The following is a 15,004-nucleotide window of genomic DNA, read 5'->3' as shown; positions in this document are numbered from 1 at the left end:
TAAGGCACATGGTTGAACTCGCACTTCCCAAGAACTCGCAGATCACCGAAGGCAAGGTGTGGCCGAAACCGGTCGGCGCGGCCAATCTCCGCGAATACCGGGTCTATCGCTGGAATCCGGACGACGGCAAGAACCCGCGGATTGATACCTATTACATCGATATCGACGATTGCGGTCCGATGGTTCTGGACGGTCTGCTCTACATCAAGAACAATATCGACCCCACGCTGACACTTCGCCGCTCCTGCCGCGAAGGCATCTGCGGCTCCTGCGCGATGAATATCGACGGCACCAATACGCTCGCCTGCACCAAGGGCATGGATGAGGTGAAAGGCGCCGTCAAGGTGTATCCGCTGCCGCACATGCCCGTCGTCAAGGACCTCGTGCCGGACCTTACCAACTTCTATGCCCAGCACCGCTCGATCGAGCCCTGGCTGAAGACGGTCTCGCCGACACCGGCCAAGGAATGGCGGCAAAGCCACGAAGACCGTCTGAAACTCGACGGTCTTTATGAGTGCATTCTCTGTGCCTGCTGCTCGACCTCCTGTCCGAGCTACTGGTGGAATGGTGATCGCTATCTCGGGCCCGCCGTGCTCCTGCAGGCCTATCGCTGGCTGATCGATTCCCGAGACGAGGCGACCGGCGAGCGCCTCGACAATCTCGAGGATCCGTTCCGGCTCTATCGCTGCCACACGATCATGAACTGCGCTCAGGCCTGTCCGAAGGGGTTGAACCCCGCCAAGGCGATCGGCGAGATCAAGAAGATGCTGGTCGAGCGCCGGTTCTGACCATCCGTCTTGCAGGTGTTTTCAGCAGCATTTCAACGGCGGGCCTTGGCTCGCCGTTTGCTTTCACGTCCGTCACATCGACGTGTTGCTAAGTGATTTGAAACGCGCGGCGAGGCAGTTAGGTAATAGTTTAGGATGGAGGGCCGTCGATGCTTCGCCTGCTGCTCGGTTTTTTCGTCACTTGTTTCCTGTTGTTGCCGGCGCGGGCGGCAGAACCGCAATATGCGATCTTTGCCGGCGGCTGCTTCTGGTGCGTCGAGAGCGACTTCGACGCGGTGCCGGGCGTCCTTGAAACGATCTCCGGCTATGCCGGCGGCAAGAGCGCCAATCCCACCTATGAGACCTATGTGAGGGGCGGGCACCGCGAAGTGGTCCGCATCAAATTCGATCCGGACCGGGTCTCCTTTGCCGCGCTCGTCGGCGTCCTCTTCCGCACGACCGACCCGACGGATGGCGGCGGCCAGTTCTGCGACCGGGGCTTTGCCTATACGACCGCCATCTATGCGTTGAACGAGCGCCAGGCGATGGGCGCGAAGGCGGAGAAGATAAAGGCCGAGGCGGAACTCGGGCGGCCGATCGTCACGCCCGTCGAGGGTGCGGCGAAGTTCTGGCCCGCGGAAGACTACCACCAGGACTTCGGCAAGCGGAACCCCATCCGCTACTGGTACTATCGCAACGGCTGCGGCAGGAACCGGACGGTCGAGAAGCTCTGGGGCGATCGCGCCTATGCCGGCGTCAGCCACTGACCGGCCGTGCCGGCACGCGGATGTGGCCGCAGCAGAGGGTGATGGATAGGCCTTGCATTCCCAACGAATTGTGTACGCATTTCCTAGAGATGGAGCGAAGCCATGCCTGAATCTCGCCCTAACACTTCCTCTCCTCGCCGTGTCGGTGTGCGGGAGTTTCGCGGCAACCTGACCTCCTTCCTGCAGCAGGTTCAGGACGGACAGAGGTTTGTTTTGACCTCCCACCACAAGGTTGTTGCGGAAATCGGGCCGCCGTCATCCGACGTTGGTGCCCGCAAGCCCGGTGCATTGCGGGGCAGGATCAAGATCGCCGATGATTTCGACTCTTTGCCCGCAGACCTCTTGAAGGCGATGGAAGACGGGGCGTGAGGCTCCTGCTCGATACCCACGCGTTGTTATGGTCCGAAATTGGGCGAATTCTGTTCAGCGGCAACGACGCCGCCTAACGGCGGCGACATCCAGCATGCTCTGACGCGCCGCTCGACGAAGTCGCGGCTGGCCTCTCCGCCAGTCGCCAGGCGGAGAGGCCTCAGCGCGCCGCCCAGTTCGCGCCGCGGCGGAAGATCGTGCGCATTTCCGGTACCTCGAACTCCTTGGCCACGTGGCCGAGCGAGGAATAGAAGACCCGGCCTTTCCCATGCTTGCGCTTCCAGACCACCGGCATCACCACGCCTTCGATCCAGGACGCATGTGCGCCGGAGAAGGTCGTGGTGGCCAGGACCTCGTTGGACGGGTCGACATGCATGTAATATTGCTCCGAGGTGTAGGGGAAATCGGAGATGCCCTTCATCAATGGGTCGTCCGGCCGTGTGACGTTCACGCGATAATCGATGACGTTGCCGGGATGGGCCACCCACTGGCCGCCAATGATGAACTGATATTCGACGCTCTCGCGGAAAGCATCGCCCGCGCCTCCGTGATAGCCGGCGATGCCGACGCCGCCCTCGACGGCTGCAGCGAGGTTCTTCACTTCTTCCTTTTCGATCTTCGACATGGTCATTATGGGAACGATCAGTGACAGGTCGTGAATCGACGGGTCAGCGAAGGCTTCCGTCGTATGTTCAAGATAGACCTTGAATCCGTCCTCCTGCAGCATGTCGCGGATGATATGGGCGCATTCCTGCGGCTCATGCCCGCTCCAGCCACCCCAGACGATCAGTGCCTCTCGCATGTCGAACTCCTCCTGATGAATTATCGGCCGATGCGGCCGTCGACGAGCGACTCCGACAGGGGTGCCGGACGCTCGGTGGTTGTAGCGATGCTGACGGTGGTGCCGCTTTCGGCAGCCTTGTGGAACGCTTCCATCACCTCCAGCACGTGAAGCGCGAGATCTCCATTTGCGCGGTGCGGCCGGCCCGAGCGAATGGCATGCGCCATGTCTGCGACGCCGATCGAGCGATAATTGCCGTCGGCATAGGGCTCGGTCGTCGTCTTAAGCTCAAAGGCGCCCCCTTTTTTCAGAAGCTCGACCTGGCCGCCGAAATGGTTGGGATCCGGCACGATCAGCGTGCCCTCGGTACCGTAGAGTTCGAGCGGGACATGCTTATGGCCGGCGACGTCGAAGCTCATGCCTATTTGCACGACGGCACCATTCTCGAAGGCCATCACGCCGGCGACATGGGTGGGAACTCGAACGGGAATGCTTTCGCCGTTGCGCGCCTGGCTGGTGATGGTGCGCTCCTTGCGAGCCGACGTTGCGAAGCCGGCGACCTTTGCGACCGGGCCGAGGAGGTTGACGAGGTCGGTGATGTAATAAGGTCCCATGTCGAGCATCGGCCCGCCGCCGACGTCATAGTAGAAATCCGGATTGGGATGCCAGCGCTCATGGCCCGGACACATGAAGGTGGCGGTGCCGCCGACTGGAATGCCGAGCGCGCCGGAATCGACGATCGCCCGCGCCGTCTGATGCGAGCCGCCGAGAAATGTGTCCGGGGCGGCGCCGATGCGCAGGCCCTTTTCCCGGGCCAGTGCCGCAAGCTTGCGTCCGTCGGCGAAATCGGTGGCGAGCGGCTTTTCGGAATAGGTGTGCTTCCCCGCCTCCAGCGCCTGCATGGCGACGGTGACGTGCGCCTTCGGCACGGTCAGGTTGACGATGAGTTCGATCGAAGGGTCTGCGAGGAGATCGGCAAGGTCACGCGCCCTGACGCCGAACTCGTTGGCGCGCTCCTCGGCGAGGCTGCGGTTCAGGTCGGCGATGCCGCGAATGTCGAGGATGGGAAAGGCTGCCATAGCCTTCAGATAGGCGGACGAAATGTTGCCGCAGCCGATGATGCCGATACCGAGTCTTTCCATAAGTCTCCTCCCGATGTGGAATTTGCAGAAGCCGGAAGCGTCAAAGCGCCGGCGCCGGTCCGGTCGTCCCCCAGGGGGACTCGTAGAGTTCGCAGAGCGCCACGACGGCCGCTCCCTGCGCCCAGGTCTCGTCGGCCGATTCGTCGAAAACGAGTTCCGCCACCGTCGAGATCGAGGGAGGGATCGCGTCCCGGTAGGACCGGCCTATGCTCTCCACGAAAACGGTGCCGAGCGACAGGCTCGAACCGACGATGACGACCCGTGGCGGTCCGAACAGCGTAACGATGTTGGCGACGGCGAGCCCGATCGCTTCTCCGGCGCGCGAAGCCGCCGCGATCAGTGCGTCATCCTCCGCTGCGATCAGCGTCTGCGCATGCGTCATGCCCCGCCCGAGGCGCACCGCCTCGGCAAATCGCCCGTCCATGGCGTGTTCGCCGAGGATCGCTTTTTCCCCGGCGAGCATGGAGAGGCGGATGGTCTCGCTCCGGCCGACTCCGAGCACGAGATCGCCGAGATTGTGGCTCAGTCCTCCGGCGCCGCGGAAAAGCTGGCCGGCATGCAGTACGCCGAGCCCGAGCGTTTGCTCGAGCGAGACGAGCACCATGTCGTCGAGGTCGCGGGCGCGGCCGAACCAATGGTGAGCAAGTGTGATCGCGTGAGCGTCGCTCTCCACGATAGTCGCCACATCAAGCCTGCTAGTCATTTCGCTTGCAAAATCGACATTGGTCTCACGAAATATCGGGCTCGATCGGACATGGCCGGTGCGGTGCTCCACGACGCCGGGAAGGCCGATGCAGATCGAATCGATGTCGTCGAGGGAAAGGTCGGCGTCGACGACGCAGCGCCGCACGCCGTCCTCGATCAGGTCGGCAATGACGGCGATGGGCTGGCGGTCGACCCGGATCGGCAAAGTCAGGTTGGAGAGAACCTCTCCTCGGAAGTTGGTGACGGCAAAGACCATGCGGTTGGCGGCAATTTTCGCGCCGACGACGCGTGCGGCCTCCGGATTGAGCTCCAGCATGACGCGTGGACGCCCCCTTGCGGCAGCGTTGCGGATGTCGCCCTCGTGCCTGGTCAGGATGAGTCCGTCGTCGAGCAGCGATGCGGTGATGGCTGAGACCGTAGTGGTGGACAGTTCGGTGCGCTCGCTGATCTCGACACGTGAAATGGGGCCGTGTCGGCGGATCGTATCGAGCACATTGAAGCGGTTTATTGCGCGCATCAGTTCAGGATCGGCGGTCTTCATTGTCTGCAGATGCTCGCGTGCTTGGTGGCCGGTTGGTGGGCCCGGATGTTTTGCCGGGATGCGAATTAAATAACAGGCATGTCACATCCCTTGTCAAGCTCGTCGCCGGAAATATTAAGATTGTCTGTTGACATTTGACGGCGCCTCGTCTGAATTAATCCGCATTGGGGAATAAATGGTGAGGATATTTCCCCTGGGAGGAGAAATATGATGATGTTTGAACGCGGGTTGGCGTCCATGCACGCCGCTAAACTAACGGCGCTTGCCGCAGCCGCCGGCATGACGCTTCTCTTCGGTCCCGAAACGGCATCGGCCGAAACCGTCGTAAAATGGCTGCATCTGGAGACGGTTCCCGCCTATCTGAAGCAATGGGAGGACATCGCCGCCAAGTACGAAACCGAACATCCCGGCGTGGATGTTCAGCTCCAATTCCTGGAAAACGAGGCTTTCAAGGCGAAGTTGCCGACGCTGCTGCAATCGGACGACGCTCCCCATTTCTTCTACAGCTGGGGCGGCGGAGTGCTGAAGCAGCAGGCCGAGACCGGCGCACTCAAGGACCTGACGGAAGCAATGCGTGCCGATGGCGGCGCCTGGGAGAAGAGCTACAACCCGGCGGCAGTCAAGGGCTTCACCTTTGAGGATCGAATTTATGCGGTTCCCTTCAAAATGGGAACGATCAGCTTCTTCTACAATAAGGAGCTGTTCCAGAAGGGCGGCGTCAAGGCCGAGGACATCAAGAGCTGGGATGATTTCCTCACAGCGGTGAAAACGCTGAAGGAGGCCGGGATCACGCCGATCGCCGGCGGCGGCGGGGACAAATGGCCGCTGCACTTCTACTGGAGCTATCTCGTGATGCGCAATGGCGGCCAGCAGGTATTCGAGGATGCCAAGAACAACGAGGGCGAGGGTTTCTTGCACCCGGCGATCCTAAAGGCCGGTGAACAACTCGCCGAACTCGGCAAGCTCGAGCCGTTCCAGGGCGGCTATCTCGGGGCGAACTGGCCGCAAACGCTCGGCCTGTTCGGTGACGGCAAGGCGGCGATGATCCTGAGCTTCGAAACCACCGAAGCCACCCAGCGCGCCAATTCCGGCGACGGCAAGGGCCTGGCACCCGAGAACATCGGTCGCTTCCCCTTCCCGGCCGTCGAGGGCGGGGCAGGTGCGGCGACCGATACGCTCGGAGGCCTCAACGGCTGGGCGGTAACCAAGAATGCCCCGCCTGAGGCGCTCGATTTCCTGCGCTATCTCACCAATGCTGAGAACGAGAGGCTTATGGCAAGTACCGGCATGATCGTACCGGTGGCCGTGGGCGCGGAAGAGGGCATCACCAACCCGCTGGTGCGTGCTTCGGCCGACCAGCTTGCGGCCTCGACATGGCACCAGAACTATTTCGACCAGGATCTCGGCCCCTCGGTCGGCCGCGTCGTGAACGACGCATCCGTCGAGATCCTCTCCGGGCAGATGTCCTCCGAGGAGGGAGCCCGGATGATCCAGGACGCACGCGAGCTGGAATGAGTGCGAAAGCGCGGCGGCGGGTGGCCCCGCCGCCCGCCTTTCTTCGACGATCCGGAACGAACTGCGCGAGAACGAAATGACCGACACGACTGCGACGGTGACCGCGGTGCCCCCGACGGCAAGCCGCAAGACTGTGCGCTACAAGAGCCCGACCGTGCGCGGACGCCTGCCGGTGCTCATCCTCTTCCTGCCGCCGGCTCTGCTGCTCTTCACCGTCTTCGTGATTCTGCCGATGGGCGAGGCGGCCTGGTACAGCCTCTATCGCTGGAACGGTTACGGAACACCGACACAGTTCGTGGGCCTGCGCAATTTCGAGGTGCTGTTCAACAACGCAGCCTTTTCGCGGGCGCTGATCAATAACGGGATCATCATTTTCGTTTCAGTACTCCTGCAGATCCCGCTGGCCCTCTGGCTGGCGATGATTCTCGCGCAGCGGATCGCCGGCGTCGTCGCCTTCCGGCTGATCTTCTTTCTGCCCTACGTGCTGGCGGATGTCGCGGCCGGTCTCATCTGGCGCTTCGTCTATGACGGAGACTACGGCCTCGTGGCCGCGGTCGCCGGCTTCTTTGGCGTGGCCACGCCTTACGTGCTCGCCGATCGAAGTCTTGCGATCTATGCGGTCCTCGCCGTCATCATCTGGAAATATTTCGGCTTCCATATGATGCTGTTCATCGCCGGCCTGCAGGCGGTGGACAGGAGCGTGCTCGAAGCTGCCGAGATCGACGGCGCGACCGGCTGGCAGAAATTCCGTTATGTGACGTTGCCGCTCCTTGGCTCGACCGTCAGGCTGTCGATTTTCTTCGCCGTCATCGGATCGCTGCAACTCTTCGACCTCGTCATGCCGCTCACCGGCGGCGGGCCGTCGAACTCCACGCAGACTATGGTGACCTTCCTCTACACCTATGGGGTAACCCGCATGCAGGTGGGGCTCGGTAGCGCGGTAGGCGTCGTCCTCTTCGTGATCTGCGTCACGCTCGCCTTCGGCTACAAACGGATATTCATGCGCCATGACTGACACGAATTCCTCCGTTCGCATGTCCCCTGCCACCCGCCTCTATCTCTACGTGTCGCTGTCGCTGGTGGCGATGCTGGTCCTGCTGCCGCTGGTGACGACGGCGCTCGGCGGTTTCAAGTCGCTTGGCGACCTGCGCGTCAATCCCTTCGGCCTTCCATCGGAATGGCTGTGGTCGAACTATCTCGATATCCTTTTCGGCGACCGCTATTGGCGGCAGATGCTGAACTCGCTGTTCATCGCTGCAATGACGGTGGGACTGACCGTGATCGTCTCGGCCATGGCCGCCTTCACATTCGCCCATGTCAGGTTTTTCGGCTCGAACCATTTGCTGAACTATTTCCTGATAGGGCTCATGTTCCCGGCGGCAACCGCGATCCTGCCGCTCTTCATCCGCATCCGCGACCTCGGCCTGCTGGATACCTATTGGGGCGTCATCCTGCCTCAGGTCGCGTTTGGTCTCGGCATGAGCATCCTGCTCTTCCGCAATTATTTCCGGAACTTGCCGGAAGAACTCTTCCAGGCCGCCTTCGTCGACGGCTGCGGCTACATTCGCTTCTTCTGGTACATCTCCCTGCCGCTTTCGCGGCCCATCGTCTCGACGGTTGGCATCATCACTTTCGTCCATAGGAACAGCTACATCCTGCCGCTCATCATGCTGAACACGGAGGCTAAATATCCGTGGCCGCTGGGCATCATGGTCTATCGCGGCGAATTCGGTACCGACTGGCAGCTCGTGCTCGCTTTCATCACGCTGACGATCCTGCCGACGGTGATCGTCTTTTTCCTCGCCCAGAAGCACATTATCGCCGGCCTGACCGCCGGCGCGGTGAAATCCTGAGCATCCGTTCCCCTGATCCCTCGTTCCAAGGAGAAAGCATATGGCATCGGTCGACCTCAGGGATATTCGCAAGAGCTATGCTGCCCTCGAGGTGATCCATGGGGTATCGCTCTCGATCGCAGAAGGCGAATTCATCGCACTTGTCGGCCCCTCCGGCTGCGGCAAGTCCACATTGCTGCGCATGATCGCCGGATTGGAGGAGATCAGCGACGGCGAGGTGTTCATCGGCGGCAAGGTCGTCAATCCGCTGACGCCGCGCGAGCGCAATATTGCAATGGTCTTCCAGTCTTACGCGCTCTATCCGCACATGACGGTCGCCGAGAACATGGGCTTCAATCTCAAGCTCTCCGGTCTTCCACGGCCCGAGATCGACAGACGCGTCGGCGATGCGGCCCGCATGCTGGCGCTGACGGAGCTTCTCGGCCGTAAGCCGAGCCAGCTTTCCGGAGGCCAGCGCCAGCGCGTCGCCATGGGCCGGGCGATTGTCCGCGATCCGGCCGTCTTCCTGTTCGACGAACCGCTCTCCAATCTCGATGCCAAGCTCCGCGTGCAGATGCGCACCGAGATCAAGGCCCTGCACCAGAAGGTCGCCACAACTTCGATCTACGTGACCCACGACCAGATCGAAGCGATGACGCTTGCGGACCGCATCGTCGTTCTCAACGGCGGCAGGATCGAGCAGGTGGGCACGCCTCTGGAGCTCTATCGCACACCCGCCAACCTCTTCGTCGCCGGTTTCATCGGTTCGCCGGCCATGAACGTGCTCGACGGAACGGTCGATGCCGAGGACGGTGAGCCGGCGGTTCGCCTCGGGGACGGATCGGCGATCCGCATCGCGGCCGAACGCAAGGTTCGGCCGGGCCAGGCGGTTCGGATCGGGCTGCGTCCCGAACATTTCGTTGCGGGCGGCAAGGGCAATGCCATCGCCGGCACGACGCTGCTGGTGGAGCCGACCGGCGCGCAGACGCATGTTCTCTTCGAATTCGCCGGAGAACAGATTACCGCCGTCGTCGATGGCGACCATCCGGCACGCCATGGCTCGATCTTTACCGCTGCGATGGACCGCAGTCAGGTCTATGTCTTCGACCGGCAGACGGGAGCGGCTCTTTGAGGCTCGACGCGTAGAAGGCTTGGCGAAGTCCGATGTTCGTCAGGCGTCTCAATCATGCAACTGCTGGGCGCGAAATGCCTCGCCTTGATTTGAAAGGTGGTTTTGCTGTAATTCGGCCTATATTATCGCGTTGCATCATTGTTCGCGGACAATATCGGGGGTGAAGATATGCGGGTTTCACATGCGGCGGTCGGGTTGGCGGTTGTACTTGCGCTAGCTGGATGCCAGCGGACGTCCTTTGGCGGTTTCGGATCTCAGGATGTTCCTCGCTCTCCCGCTCCGCTGCAGGCGCAGCCCGTACCAACCGTATCGGCGGGGCAACTGCCTCCGCCGGCCGGCGCATCCCAGTTCCCGGCGCCGCCGACGGCAGGCACAGGCGCGCCCGGCGCGCCCGCCGGAACGGAAGTGGCCGCGGCCACCAATGCGCTCGATGTGACGAAGGAGTCGATGGTCGGCAACTGGCGCGTTTCGAGCGCCGGCAGCTCCTGCGACATGTTCCTGACGCTCACCAATCTCGGGAGTGGCTCGCGCGGCGGCACGCGCGGCTGCGCCGGCGAGCTGACGACCATGGGGTCGTGGGAAGTGGCGGGCAAGCAAGTCGTGCTCAAGGATCGCAGCGGTAATCCGATCGCCCGGCTCTACAAGACGGCCGATGCGCGCTTCGACGGATCGACCAACGGCGGGCAGCCGGTCAGCCTCAGCCGCTAACGACCAAGTCAAGGCCGATCTCGCGGCCGGACAAGAGGCGGAATGCGGCACGGGCGCCTTCCGCCGCCGCGGCCGCCATCCTCCTTCCCCAATCGGCCATGGCGGCCCGGACGCATCGTGCTTAATCCAGACGACAGCATTCTTCGTAAGCTTGAGGGACACGTCGCAGCCGGCGAACGGCAGCGCGACCCCGCTCAGTTCGCAATCGCAAGACGGCTGGACCGCCTGACCGCCGACCTTCTTGCGAGTCGCCCCTCGCGCAAGACAAACGCGCTCGGCTGGCTCTTTGCCGCTCGCAAGAAGGAGCAGCCTCCGGTCAAGGGTCTTTATATCCACGGCGGCGTCGGGCGTGGCAAGACCATGCTCATGGACATGTTCTTCGATGCAGTGCCGATACGGCGCAAACGCCGCGCGCACTTCCATGAGTTCATGGCTGATGTGCACGAGCGCATCTACCGGCACCGGCAGAAGCTGAAGAACGGCGAGACGAAGCAGGCCGATCCCATCCCCCCCGTTGCCTCCGATCTCCTGGGCGAGGCGCGGCTCCTGTGTTTCGACGAGTTCACTGTCACCGACATCGCCGATGCGATGATCCTTGCGCGGCTCTTCGCCGAACTCTTCGCCAAGGGCTGCGTGCTCGTCGCCACCTCCAATGTCGAGCCGGACAATCTCTATCGCGACGGCCTCAATCGGGGTCTTTTCCTTCCATTCATCGATCTCCTGAAGGCGCATGCCGAGATCATCTCGCTCGACACGCAAACGGATTACCGACTCGGCAAGACCGGTGGGACGCCCGTCTGGCTCTCGCCGCTCGGACCCGAAACGGAAGCCGCCATGGACCGCGCCTGGTATCGGGAGACGAGCGGAAAGCCGGGCTCCCCGGCCGAGATCGGCCGCAAGGGACGGACCATCCGCGTGCCTGCGGCGGCCGGCCGGGCCGCGCGATTCACCTTTGCCGATCTTTGTGCGCAGCCGCTCGGAGCCTCCGACTATCTTGCGATTGTCGCGCAATACAGCACCATCTTCGTCGACCATGTTCCGCAACTCGGACCGCACCTGCGCAACGAGACGAAGCGCTTTATCATCCTCGTCGACGCTCTTTACGATCAGGGCGCGCGCCTCTTCGCCTCGGCCGCGGCCGAACCGCAGCATCTGCTGACCGCGAGAAAGGGCACGGAAGGGTTCGAATTCGACCGCACGGTTTCGCGCCTGATCGAGATGCAAAGCCAGGAATATGCTTCTCAGCACCCGGAGAACGCACCGGCAGATTGATTGCCGGACAGCAAAAATACTTACGTTTACGTAAGAATTTTACGATCTAACCGATTGAAATTGCTCTGCCAAAAAGTAGAGATTGATATTTTTCCCTTTGCCGTTTAAAGGGCTTTCGCGAAGGTTTGGCGTTTGCCGCGTTTCAGGCCTTGATCATTTTGGGATCACAAAGGAAGCACTTTCATGGCGCGCAACAAGATCGCACTTATCGGCTCGGGAATGATTGGTGGCACGCTGGCGCATCTCGCCGGCCTGAAGGAACTGGGCGACATCGTCCTCTTTGACATTGCCGACGGCATTCCCCAGGGCAAGGGGCTCGACATCGCTCAGTCCTCTCCGGTCGAGGGCTTCGATGCCTCGCTCACGGGTGCGAGCGACTATTCTGCGATCGAAGGCGCCGACGTCTGCATCGTCACGGCGGGCGTGCCGCGCAAGCCGGGCATGAGCCGCGACGATCTGCTCGGCATCAACCTCAAGGTCATGGAGCAGGTCGGCGCCGGCATCAAGAAATATGCTCCGAACGCCTTCGTCATCTGCATCACCAACCCGCTCGACGCGATGGTCTGGGCGTTGCAGAAATTCTCCGGGCTGCCGAAGAACAAGGTCGTCGGCATGGCCGGCGTGCTCGATTCCTCGCGCTTCCGGCTCTTCCTTGCCGAGGAGTTCAACGTCTCGGTCAAGGACATCACCGCTTTCGTGCTCGGCGGCCATGGCGATACCATGGTGCCGCTCGCCCGTTATTCGACCGTTGCCGGCATTCCGCTTCCCGATCTCATCCAGATGGGCTGGACCACCAAGGAGAAGCTCGACCAGATCATCCAGCGCACCCGCGACGGCGGCGCCGAGATCGTCGGCCTGCTCAAGACCGGCTCGGCCTATTATGCCCCGGCCGCGTCCGCGATCGAAATGGCCGAAGCCTATCTCAAGGACAAGAAACGCGTGCTGCCCTGCGCGGCGCATCTTTCCGGACAGTATGGCGTCAAGGAGATGTATGTCGGCGTACCGACCGTGATCGGCGCCGGCGGCGTCGAACGCATTATCGAAATCGACCTCAACAAGGGCGAGAAGGAAGCCTTCGACAAGTCGGTGGCGGCCGTGGCCGGCCTTTGCGAAGCCTGCATCAACATCGCACCGAGCCTGAAGTAATCGCCAACCGGCCCATCAGACAGGAAAGAACCCATGAACATCCATGAATATCAGGCCAAGGCTCTCTTGAAGAGCTACGGCGCGCCGGTCGCGGAAGGCGTCGCGATCTTCTCCGCCGACGAGGCCGCAGCGGCAGCCAAGAAGCTGCCGGGTCCGCTCTACGTCGTGAAGAGCCAGATCCATGCAGGCGGCCGCGGCAAAGGCAAGTTCAAGGAACTCGGCGCCGATGCCAAGGGCGGCGTGCGCCTGGCCAAGTCGGCCGACGAGGTCGTCGCCCATGCCAGGGAAATGCTCGGCAACACGCTGGTGACCAAGCAGACCGGCCCGTCCGGCAAACAGGTCAACCGCCTCTATATCGAGGACGGCGCCGACATAGACCGTGAGCTCTACCTTTCGATTCTCGTCGATCGCTCCGTCGGCCAGGTTGCCTTCGTCGTTTCGACCGAAGGCGGCATGGACATCGAGGCGGTCGCCGAGCATACGCCGGAGAAGATCGTTACCGTCGCAATCGACCCGGATAAGGGCGTGACCGCAGACGATCTGAAGACGCTCACCGAGGCGCTCAAGCTCGACGGCGAAGCGCGCGCCGATGCCGAGAAGCTCTTCCCCATCCTGTACAAGGCGTTTGTCGAAAAGGACATGAGCCTGCTCGAGGTCAATCCGCTGATCGTCATGACGAACGGCCGTATGCGCGTCCTTGACGCAAAGGTCTCCTTCGACGGCAACGCTCTCTTCCGCCATGAGGATGTGGTTGCTCTGCGCGACACGACGGAAGAGGACGAGAAGGAAATCGAAGCGTCGAAGTACGACCTCGCCTATGTCGCCCTCGACGGCAATATCGGCTGTATGGTCAACGGCGCCGGTCTCGCCATGGCGACGATGGACATCATCAAGCTCTACGGCGCCGAGCCCGCGAACTTCCTCGATGTCGGCGGTGGTGCCTCGAAGGAAAAGGTAACGCAGGCCTTCAAGATCATTACGGCCGATCCGGCCGTGAAGGGCATTCTGGTCAACATCTTCGGCGGAATCATGAAATGCGACGTCATCGCCGAGGGCGTCATTGCAGCGGTCAAGGAAGTGGGCCTCAAGGTGCCGCTCGTCGTGCGGCTCGAAGGCACCAATGTCGAGCTCGGCAAGAAGATCATCAATGAATCGGGCCTCAACGTGATTTCCGCCGATGATCTGGACGATGCCGCCCAGAAGATCGTTGCAGCCGTCAAGGGAGCCTGAGGTTTCATGTCCATCCTGATCAACAAAGACACCAAGGTTCTCGTTCAGGGCCTGACCGGCAAGACCGGCACCTTTCACACCGAACAGGCGCTCGCCTATAACGGCACCAAGATGGTCGGCGGCATTCACCCGAAAAAGGGCGGCGAGACCTGGACCGGCGCCAAGGGCGAGCAGCTGCCGATCTTCGCGACGGTCGCCGAGGGCCGCGACGCCACCGGCGCCGATGCTTCCGTGATCTATGTTCCGCCGGCCGGTGCCGCCGCGGCGATAATCGAGGCGATTGACGCCGAAATCCCGCTCATCGTCTGCATCACCGAGGGAATTCCGGTCGCCGATATGGTGAAGGTCAAGGCGCGGCTCGATAAATCGTCTTCGCGCCTCATCGGCCCGAACTGCCCGGGCGTTCTCACGCCCGACGAGTGCAAGATCGGCATCATGCCGGGCAATATCTTCCGCAAGGGCTCGGTCGGGGTGCTTTCGCGCTCCGGTACGCTTACCTACGAAGCGGTGTTCCAGACGACCAATGAGGGCCTCGGCCAGACGACGGCAGTGGGCATCGGCGGCGACCCGGTCAAGGGCACCGAATTCATCGACGTCCTGGAAATGTTCCTCGCGGACGACGAGACCAAATCGATCATCATGATCGGCGAGATCGGTGGTTCGGCGGAAGAGGAAGCGGCTCAGTTCCTGAAGGATGAAGCAAAGCGCGGCCGCAAGAAGCCGATGGTCGGCTTCATCGCAGGCCGCACGGCGCCTCCCGGCCGCACCATGGGCCATGCCGGTGCCGTCATTTCGGGCGGCAAGGGCGGTGCGGAAGACAAGATCGCGGCGATGGAATCGGCGGGAATCCGCGTTTCGCCATCGCCGGCACGCCTCGGCAAGACGCTGGTCGAAGTCCTGAAGGGCTGACGAACTCTTCCCGCAGCGCCCGGGCGTCCCGTCGGACGCGTACAGGGCGCTGCGGGACCTTACAGCGGGGCGGCAGGGCATGCCGCCCCATTGGAGCCAAAAAAGATACGATGATGAGCGCCAAGCCCGGTGCAGATGGCGAACAGCCGGAGCCGGGCCGGCGCAGCCGGAACGACGCGCCCGACCGT

15 protein-coding genes are annotated in these 15,004 nt (G+C 62.2%); 12 read left to right on the top strand and 3 right to left on the bottom strand.

Annotation, left to right across the window (positions count from 1 at the left end):
* Window positions 1-8 precede the first annotated feature (8 nt).
* The 3 genes from FB009_RS08000 (at window position 9) to FB009_RS07990 (ending at window position 1,903) form a co-directional block, all read left to right on the top strand.
* Window positions 9-788: a succinate dehydrogenase iron-sulfur subunit gene (locus FB009_RS08000; RefSeq protein ID WP_003531162.1), complete on the top strand. Its 780-nt coding sequence runs from the start codon at window positions 9-11 to the stop codon at window positions 786-788.
* A 149-nt stretch (window positions 789-937) separates the two neighbouring features.
* Window positions 938-1,534 carry a peptide-methionine (S)-S-oxide reductase MsrA gene (gene msrA / locus FB009_RS07995; protein WP_012067166.1) on the top strand — a complete coding sequence of 199 codons (597 nt, stop codon included), beginning with the start codon at window positions 938-940 and terminating at the stop codon, window positions 1,532-1,534.
* A gap of 102 nt (window positions 1,535-1,636) precedes the next feature.
* Window positions 1,637-1,903: a type II toxin-antitoxin system Phd/YefM family antitoxin gene (locus tag FB009_RS07990; RefSeq protein WP_012067165.1), complete on the top strand. Its 267-nt coding sequence runs from the start codon at window positions 1,637-1,639 to the stop codon at window positions 1,901-1,903.
* A 160-nt stretch (window positions 1,904-2,063) separates the two neighbouring features.
* On the opposite strand, the gene FB009_RS07985 is transcribed toward FB009_RS07990, so the two are convergent.
* Genes FB009_RS07985 through FB009_RS07975 form a run of 3 tightly spaced genes read right to left on the bottom strand, consistent with a single transcriptional unit; the run spans window position 2,064 to window position 5,072 of the window.
* Window positions 2,064-2,705, bottom strand: a complete 642-nt coding sequence (locus FB009_RS07985) for a ThuA domain-containing protein (protein ID WP_012067164.1) — start codon at window positions 2,703-2,705, stop codon at window positions 2,064-2,066.
* A 20-nt stretch (window positions 2,706-2,725) separates the two neighbouring features.
* Window positions 2,726-3,826, bottom strand: coding sequence for a Gfo/Idh/MocA family protein (locus tag FB009_RS07980; protein WP_012067163.1), 1,101 nt, complete (start codon window positions 3,824-3,826; stop codon window positions 2,726-2,728).
* A 40-nt stretch (window positions 3,827-3,866) separates the two neighbouring features.
* On the bottom strand, window positions 3,867-5,072 hold the full coding sequence (locus FB009_RS07975; RefSeq protein ID WP_012067162.1) for an ROK family transcriptional regulator: 1,206 nt from the start codon (window positions 5,070-5,072) through the stop codon (window positions 3,867-3,869).
* A 210-nt stretch (window positions 5,073-5,282) separates the two neighbouring features.
* On the opposite strand from FB009_RS07975, the gene FB009_RS07970 reads away from it, so the two are divergent.
* The 9 genes from FB009_RS07970 to sucD all read left to right on the top strand — a co-directional run bounded on the left by FB009_RS07970 (window position 5,283) and on the right by sucD (window position 14,816).
* A complete protein-coding gene (locus FB009_RS07970; RefSeq protein ID WP_024310853.1) occupies window positions 5,283-6,587 on the top strand; it encodes an ABC transporter substrate-binding protein in 1,305 nt (434 codons plus the stop codon).
* 76 nt (window positions 6,588-6,663) lie between these two features.
* On the top strand, window positions 6,664-7,602 hold the full coding sequence (locus tag FB009_RS07965) for a carbohydrate ABC transporter permease (RefSeq protein ID WP_145161548.1): 939 nt from the start codon (window positions 6,664-6,666) through the stop codon (window positions 7,600-7,602).
* The gene (locus tag FB009_RS07960; RefSeq protein WP_145161545.1) at window positions 7,595-8,440 is read left to right on the top strand and encodes a carbohydrate ABC transporter permease; all 846 of its coding nucleotides are present in this window, start codon (window positions 7,595-7,597) and stop codon (window positions 8,438-8,440) included. The genes FB009_RS07965 and FB009_RS07960 overlap by 8 nt, the downstream gene beginning before the upstream one ends.
* Before the next feature lie 40 nt (window positions 8,441-8,480).
* Window positions 8,481-9,551 (top strand): ABC transporter ATP-binding protein, encoded by a 1,071-nt coding sequence (locus tag FB009_RS07955; protein WP_012067158.1) that lies wholly within the window; start codon window positions 8,481-8,483, stop codon window positions 9,549-9,551.
* 168 nt (window positions 9,552-9,719) lie between these two features.
* Window positions 9,720-10,259, top strand: a complete 540-nt coding sequence (locus FB009_RS07950; RefSeq protein ID WP_012067157.1) for a protease inhibitor Inh/omp19 family protein — start codon at window positions 9,720-9,722, stop codon at window positions 10,257-10,259.
* A gap of 117 nt (window positions 10,260-10,376) precedes the next feature.
* Window positions 10,377-11,531 carry a cell division protein ZapE gene (zapE, locus tag FB009_RS07945; protein ID WP_024310852.1) on the top strand — a complete coding sequence of 385 codons (1,155 nt, stop codon included), beginning with the start codon at window positions 10,377-10,379 and terminating at the stop codon, window positions 11,529-11,531.
* Between the two features lie 183 nt (window positions 11,532-11,714).
* Entirely contained in the window at window positions 11,715-12,677 is a 963-nt protein-coding gene (mdh, locus tag FB009_RS07940) for a malate dehydrogenase (protein ID WP_012067155.1), read from the top strand.
* A gap of 33 nt (window positions 12,678-12,710) precedes the next feature.
* Entirely contained in the window at window positions 12,711-13,907 is a 1,197-nt protein-coding gene (gene sucC, locus FB009_RS07935; protein WP_012067154.1) for an ADP-forming succinate--CoA ligase subunit beta, read from the top strand.
* A 6-nt stretch (window positions 13,908-13,913) separates the two neighbouring features.
* The gene (gene sucD, locus FB009_RS07930) at window positions 13,914-14,816 is read left to right on the top strand and encodes a succinate--CoA ligase subunit alpha (protein WP_012067153.1); all 903 of its coding nucleotides are present in this window, start codon (window positions 13,914-13,916) and stop codon (window positions 14,814-14,816) included.
* The last annotated feature ends 188 nt before the right edge of the window (window positions 14,817-15,004 follow it).

The organism is Sinorhizobium medicae (assembly GCF_007827695.1).
GTDB lineage: Bacteria > Pseudomonadota > Alphaproteobacteria > Rhizobiales > Rhizobiaceae > Sinorhizobium > Sinorhizobium medicae.
This window is presented reverse-complemented; position numbering and strand designations above follow the sequence as displayed.

Excerpts from the sequence above, each read along its gene's own strand:
- FB009_RS08000 (WP_003531162.1), top strand. The coding sequence starts at position 9 with ATGGTTGAACTCGCACTTCCCAAGAACTCGCAGATCACCGAAGGCAAG.
- msrA (WP_012067166.1), top strand. The coding sequence starts at position 938 with ATGCTTCGCCTGCTGCTCGGTTTTTTCGTCACTTGTTTCCTGTTGTTG.
- FB009_RS07990 (WP_012067165.1), top strand. The coding sequence starts at position 1,637 with ATGCCTGAATCTCGCCCTAACACTTCCTCTCCTCGCCGTGTCGGTGTG.
- FB009_RS07985 (WP_012067164.1), bottom strand. The coding sequence starts at position 2,705 with ATGCGAGAGGCACTGATCGTCTGGGGTGGCTGGAGCGGGCATGAGCCG.
- FB009_RS07980 (WP_012067163.1), bottom strand. The coding sequence starts at position 3,826 with ATGGAAAGACTCGGTATCGGCATCATCGGCTGCGGCAACATTTCGTCC.
- FB009_RS07975 (WP_012067162.1), bottom strand. The coding sequence starts at position 5,072 with ATGAAGACCGCCGATCCTGAACTGATGCGCGCAATAAACCGCTTCAAT.
- FB009_RS07970 (WP_024310853.1), top strand. The coding sequence starts at position 5,283 with ATGATGTTTGAACGCGGGTTGGCGTCCATGCACGCCGCTAAACTAACG.
- FB009_RS07965 (WP_145161548.1), top strand. The coding sequence starts at position 6,664 with ATGACCGACACGACTGCGACGGTGACCGCGGTGCCCCCGACGGCAAGC.
- FB009_RS07960 (WP_145161545.1), top strand. The coding sequence starts at position 7,595 with ATGACTGACACGAATTCCTCCGTTCGCATGTCCCCTGCCACCCGCCTC.
- FB009_RS07955 (WP_012067158.1), top strand. The coding sequence starts at position 8,481 with ATGGCATCGGTCGACCTCAGGGATATTCGCAAGAGCTATGCTGCCCTC.
- FB009_RS07950 (WP_012067157.1), top strand. The coding sequence starts at position 9,720 with ATGCGGGTTTCACATGCGGCGGTCGGGTTGGCGGTTGTACTTGCGCTA.
- mdh (WP_012067155.1), top strand. The coding sequence starts at position 11,715 with ATGGCGCGCAACAAGATCGCACTTATCGGCTCGGGAATGATTGGTGGC.
- sucC (WP_012067154.1), top strand. The coding sequence starts at position 12,711 with ATGAACATCCATGAATATCAGGCCAAGGCTCTCTTGAAGAGCTACGGC.
- sucD (WP_012067153.1), top strand. The coding sequence starts at position 13,914 with ATGTCCATCCTGATCAACAAAGACACCAAGGTTCTCGTTCAGGGCCTG.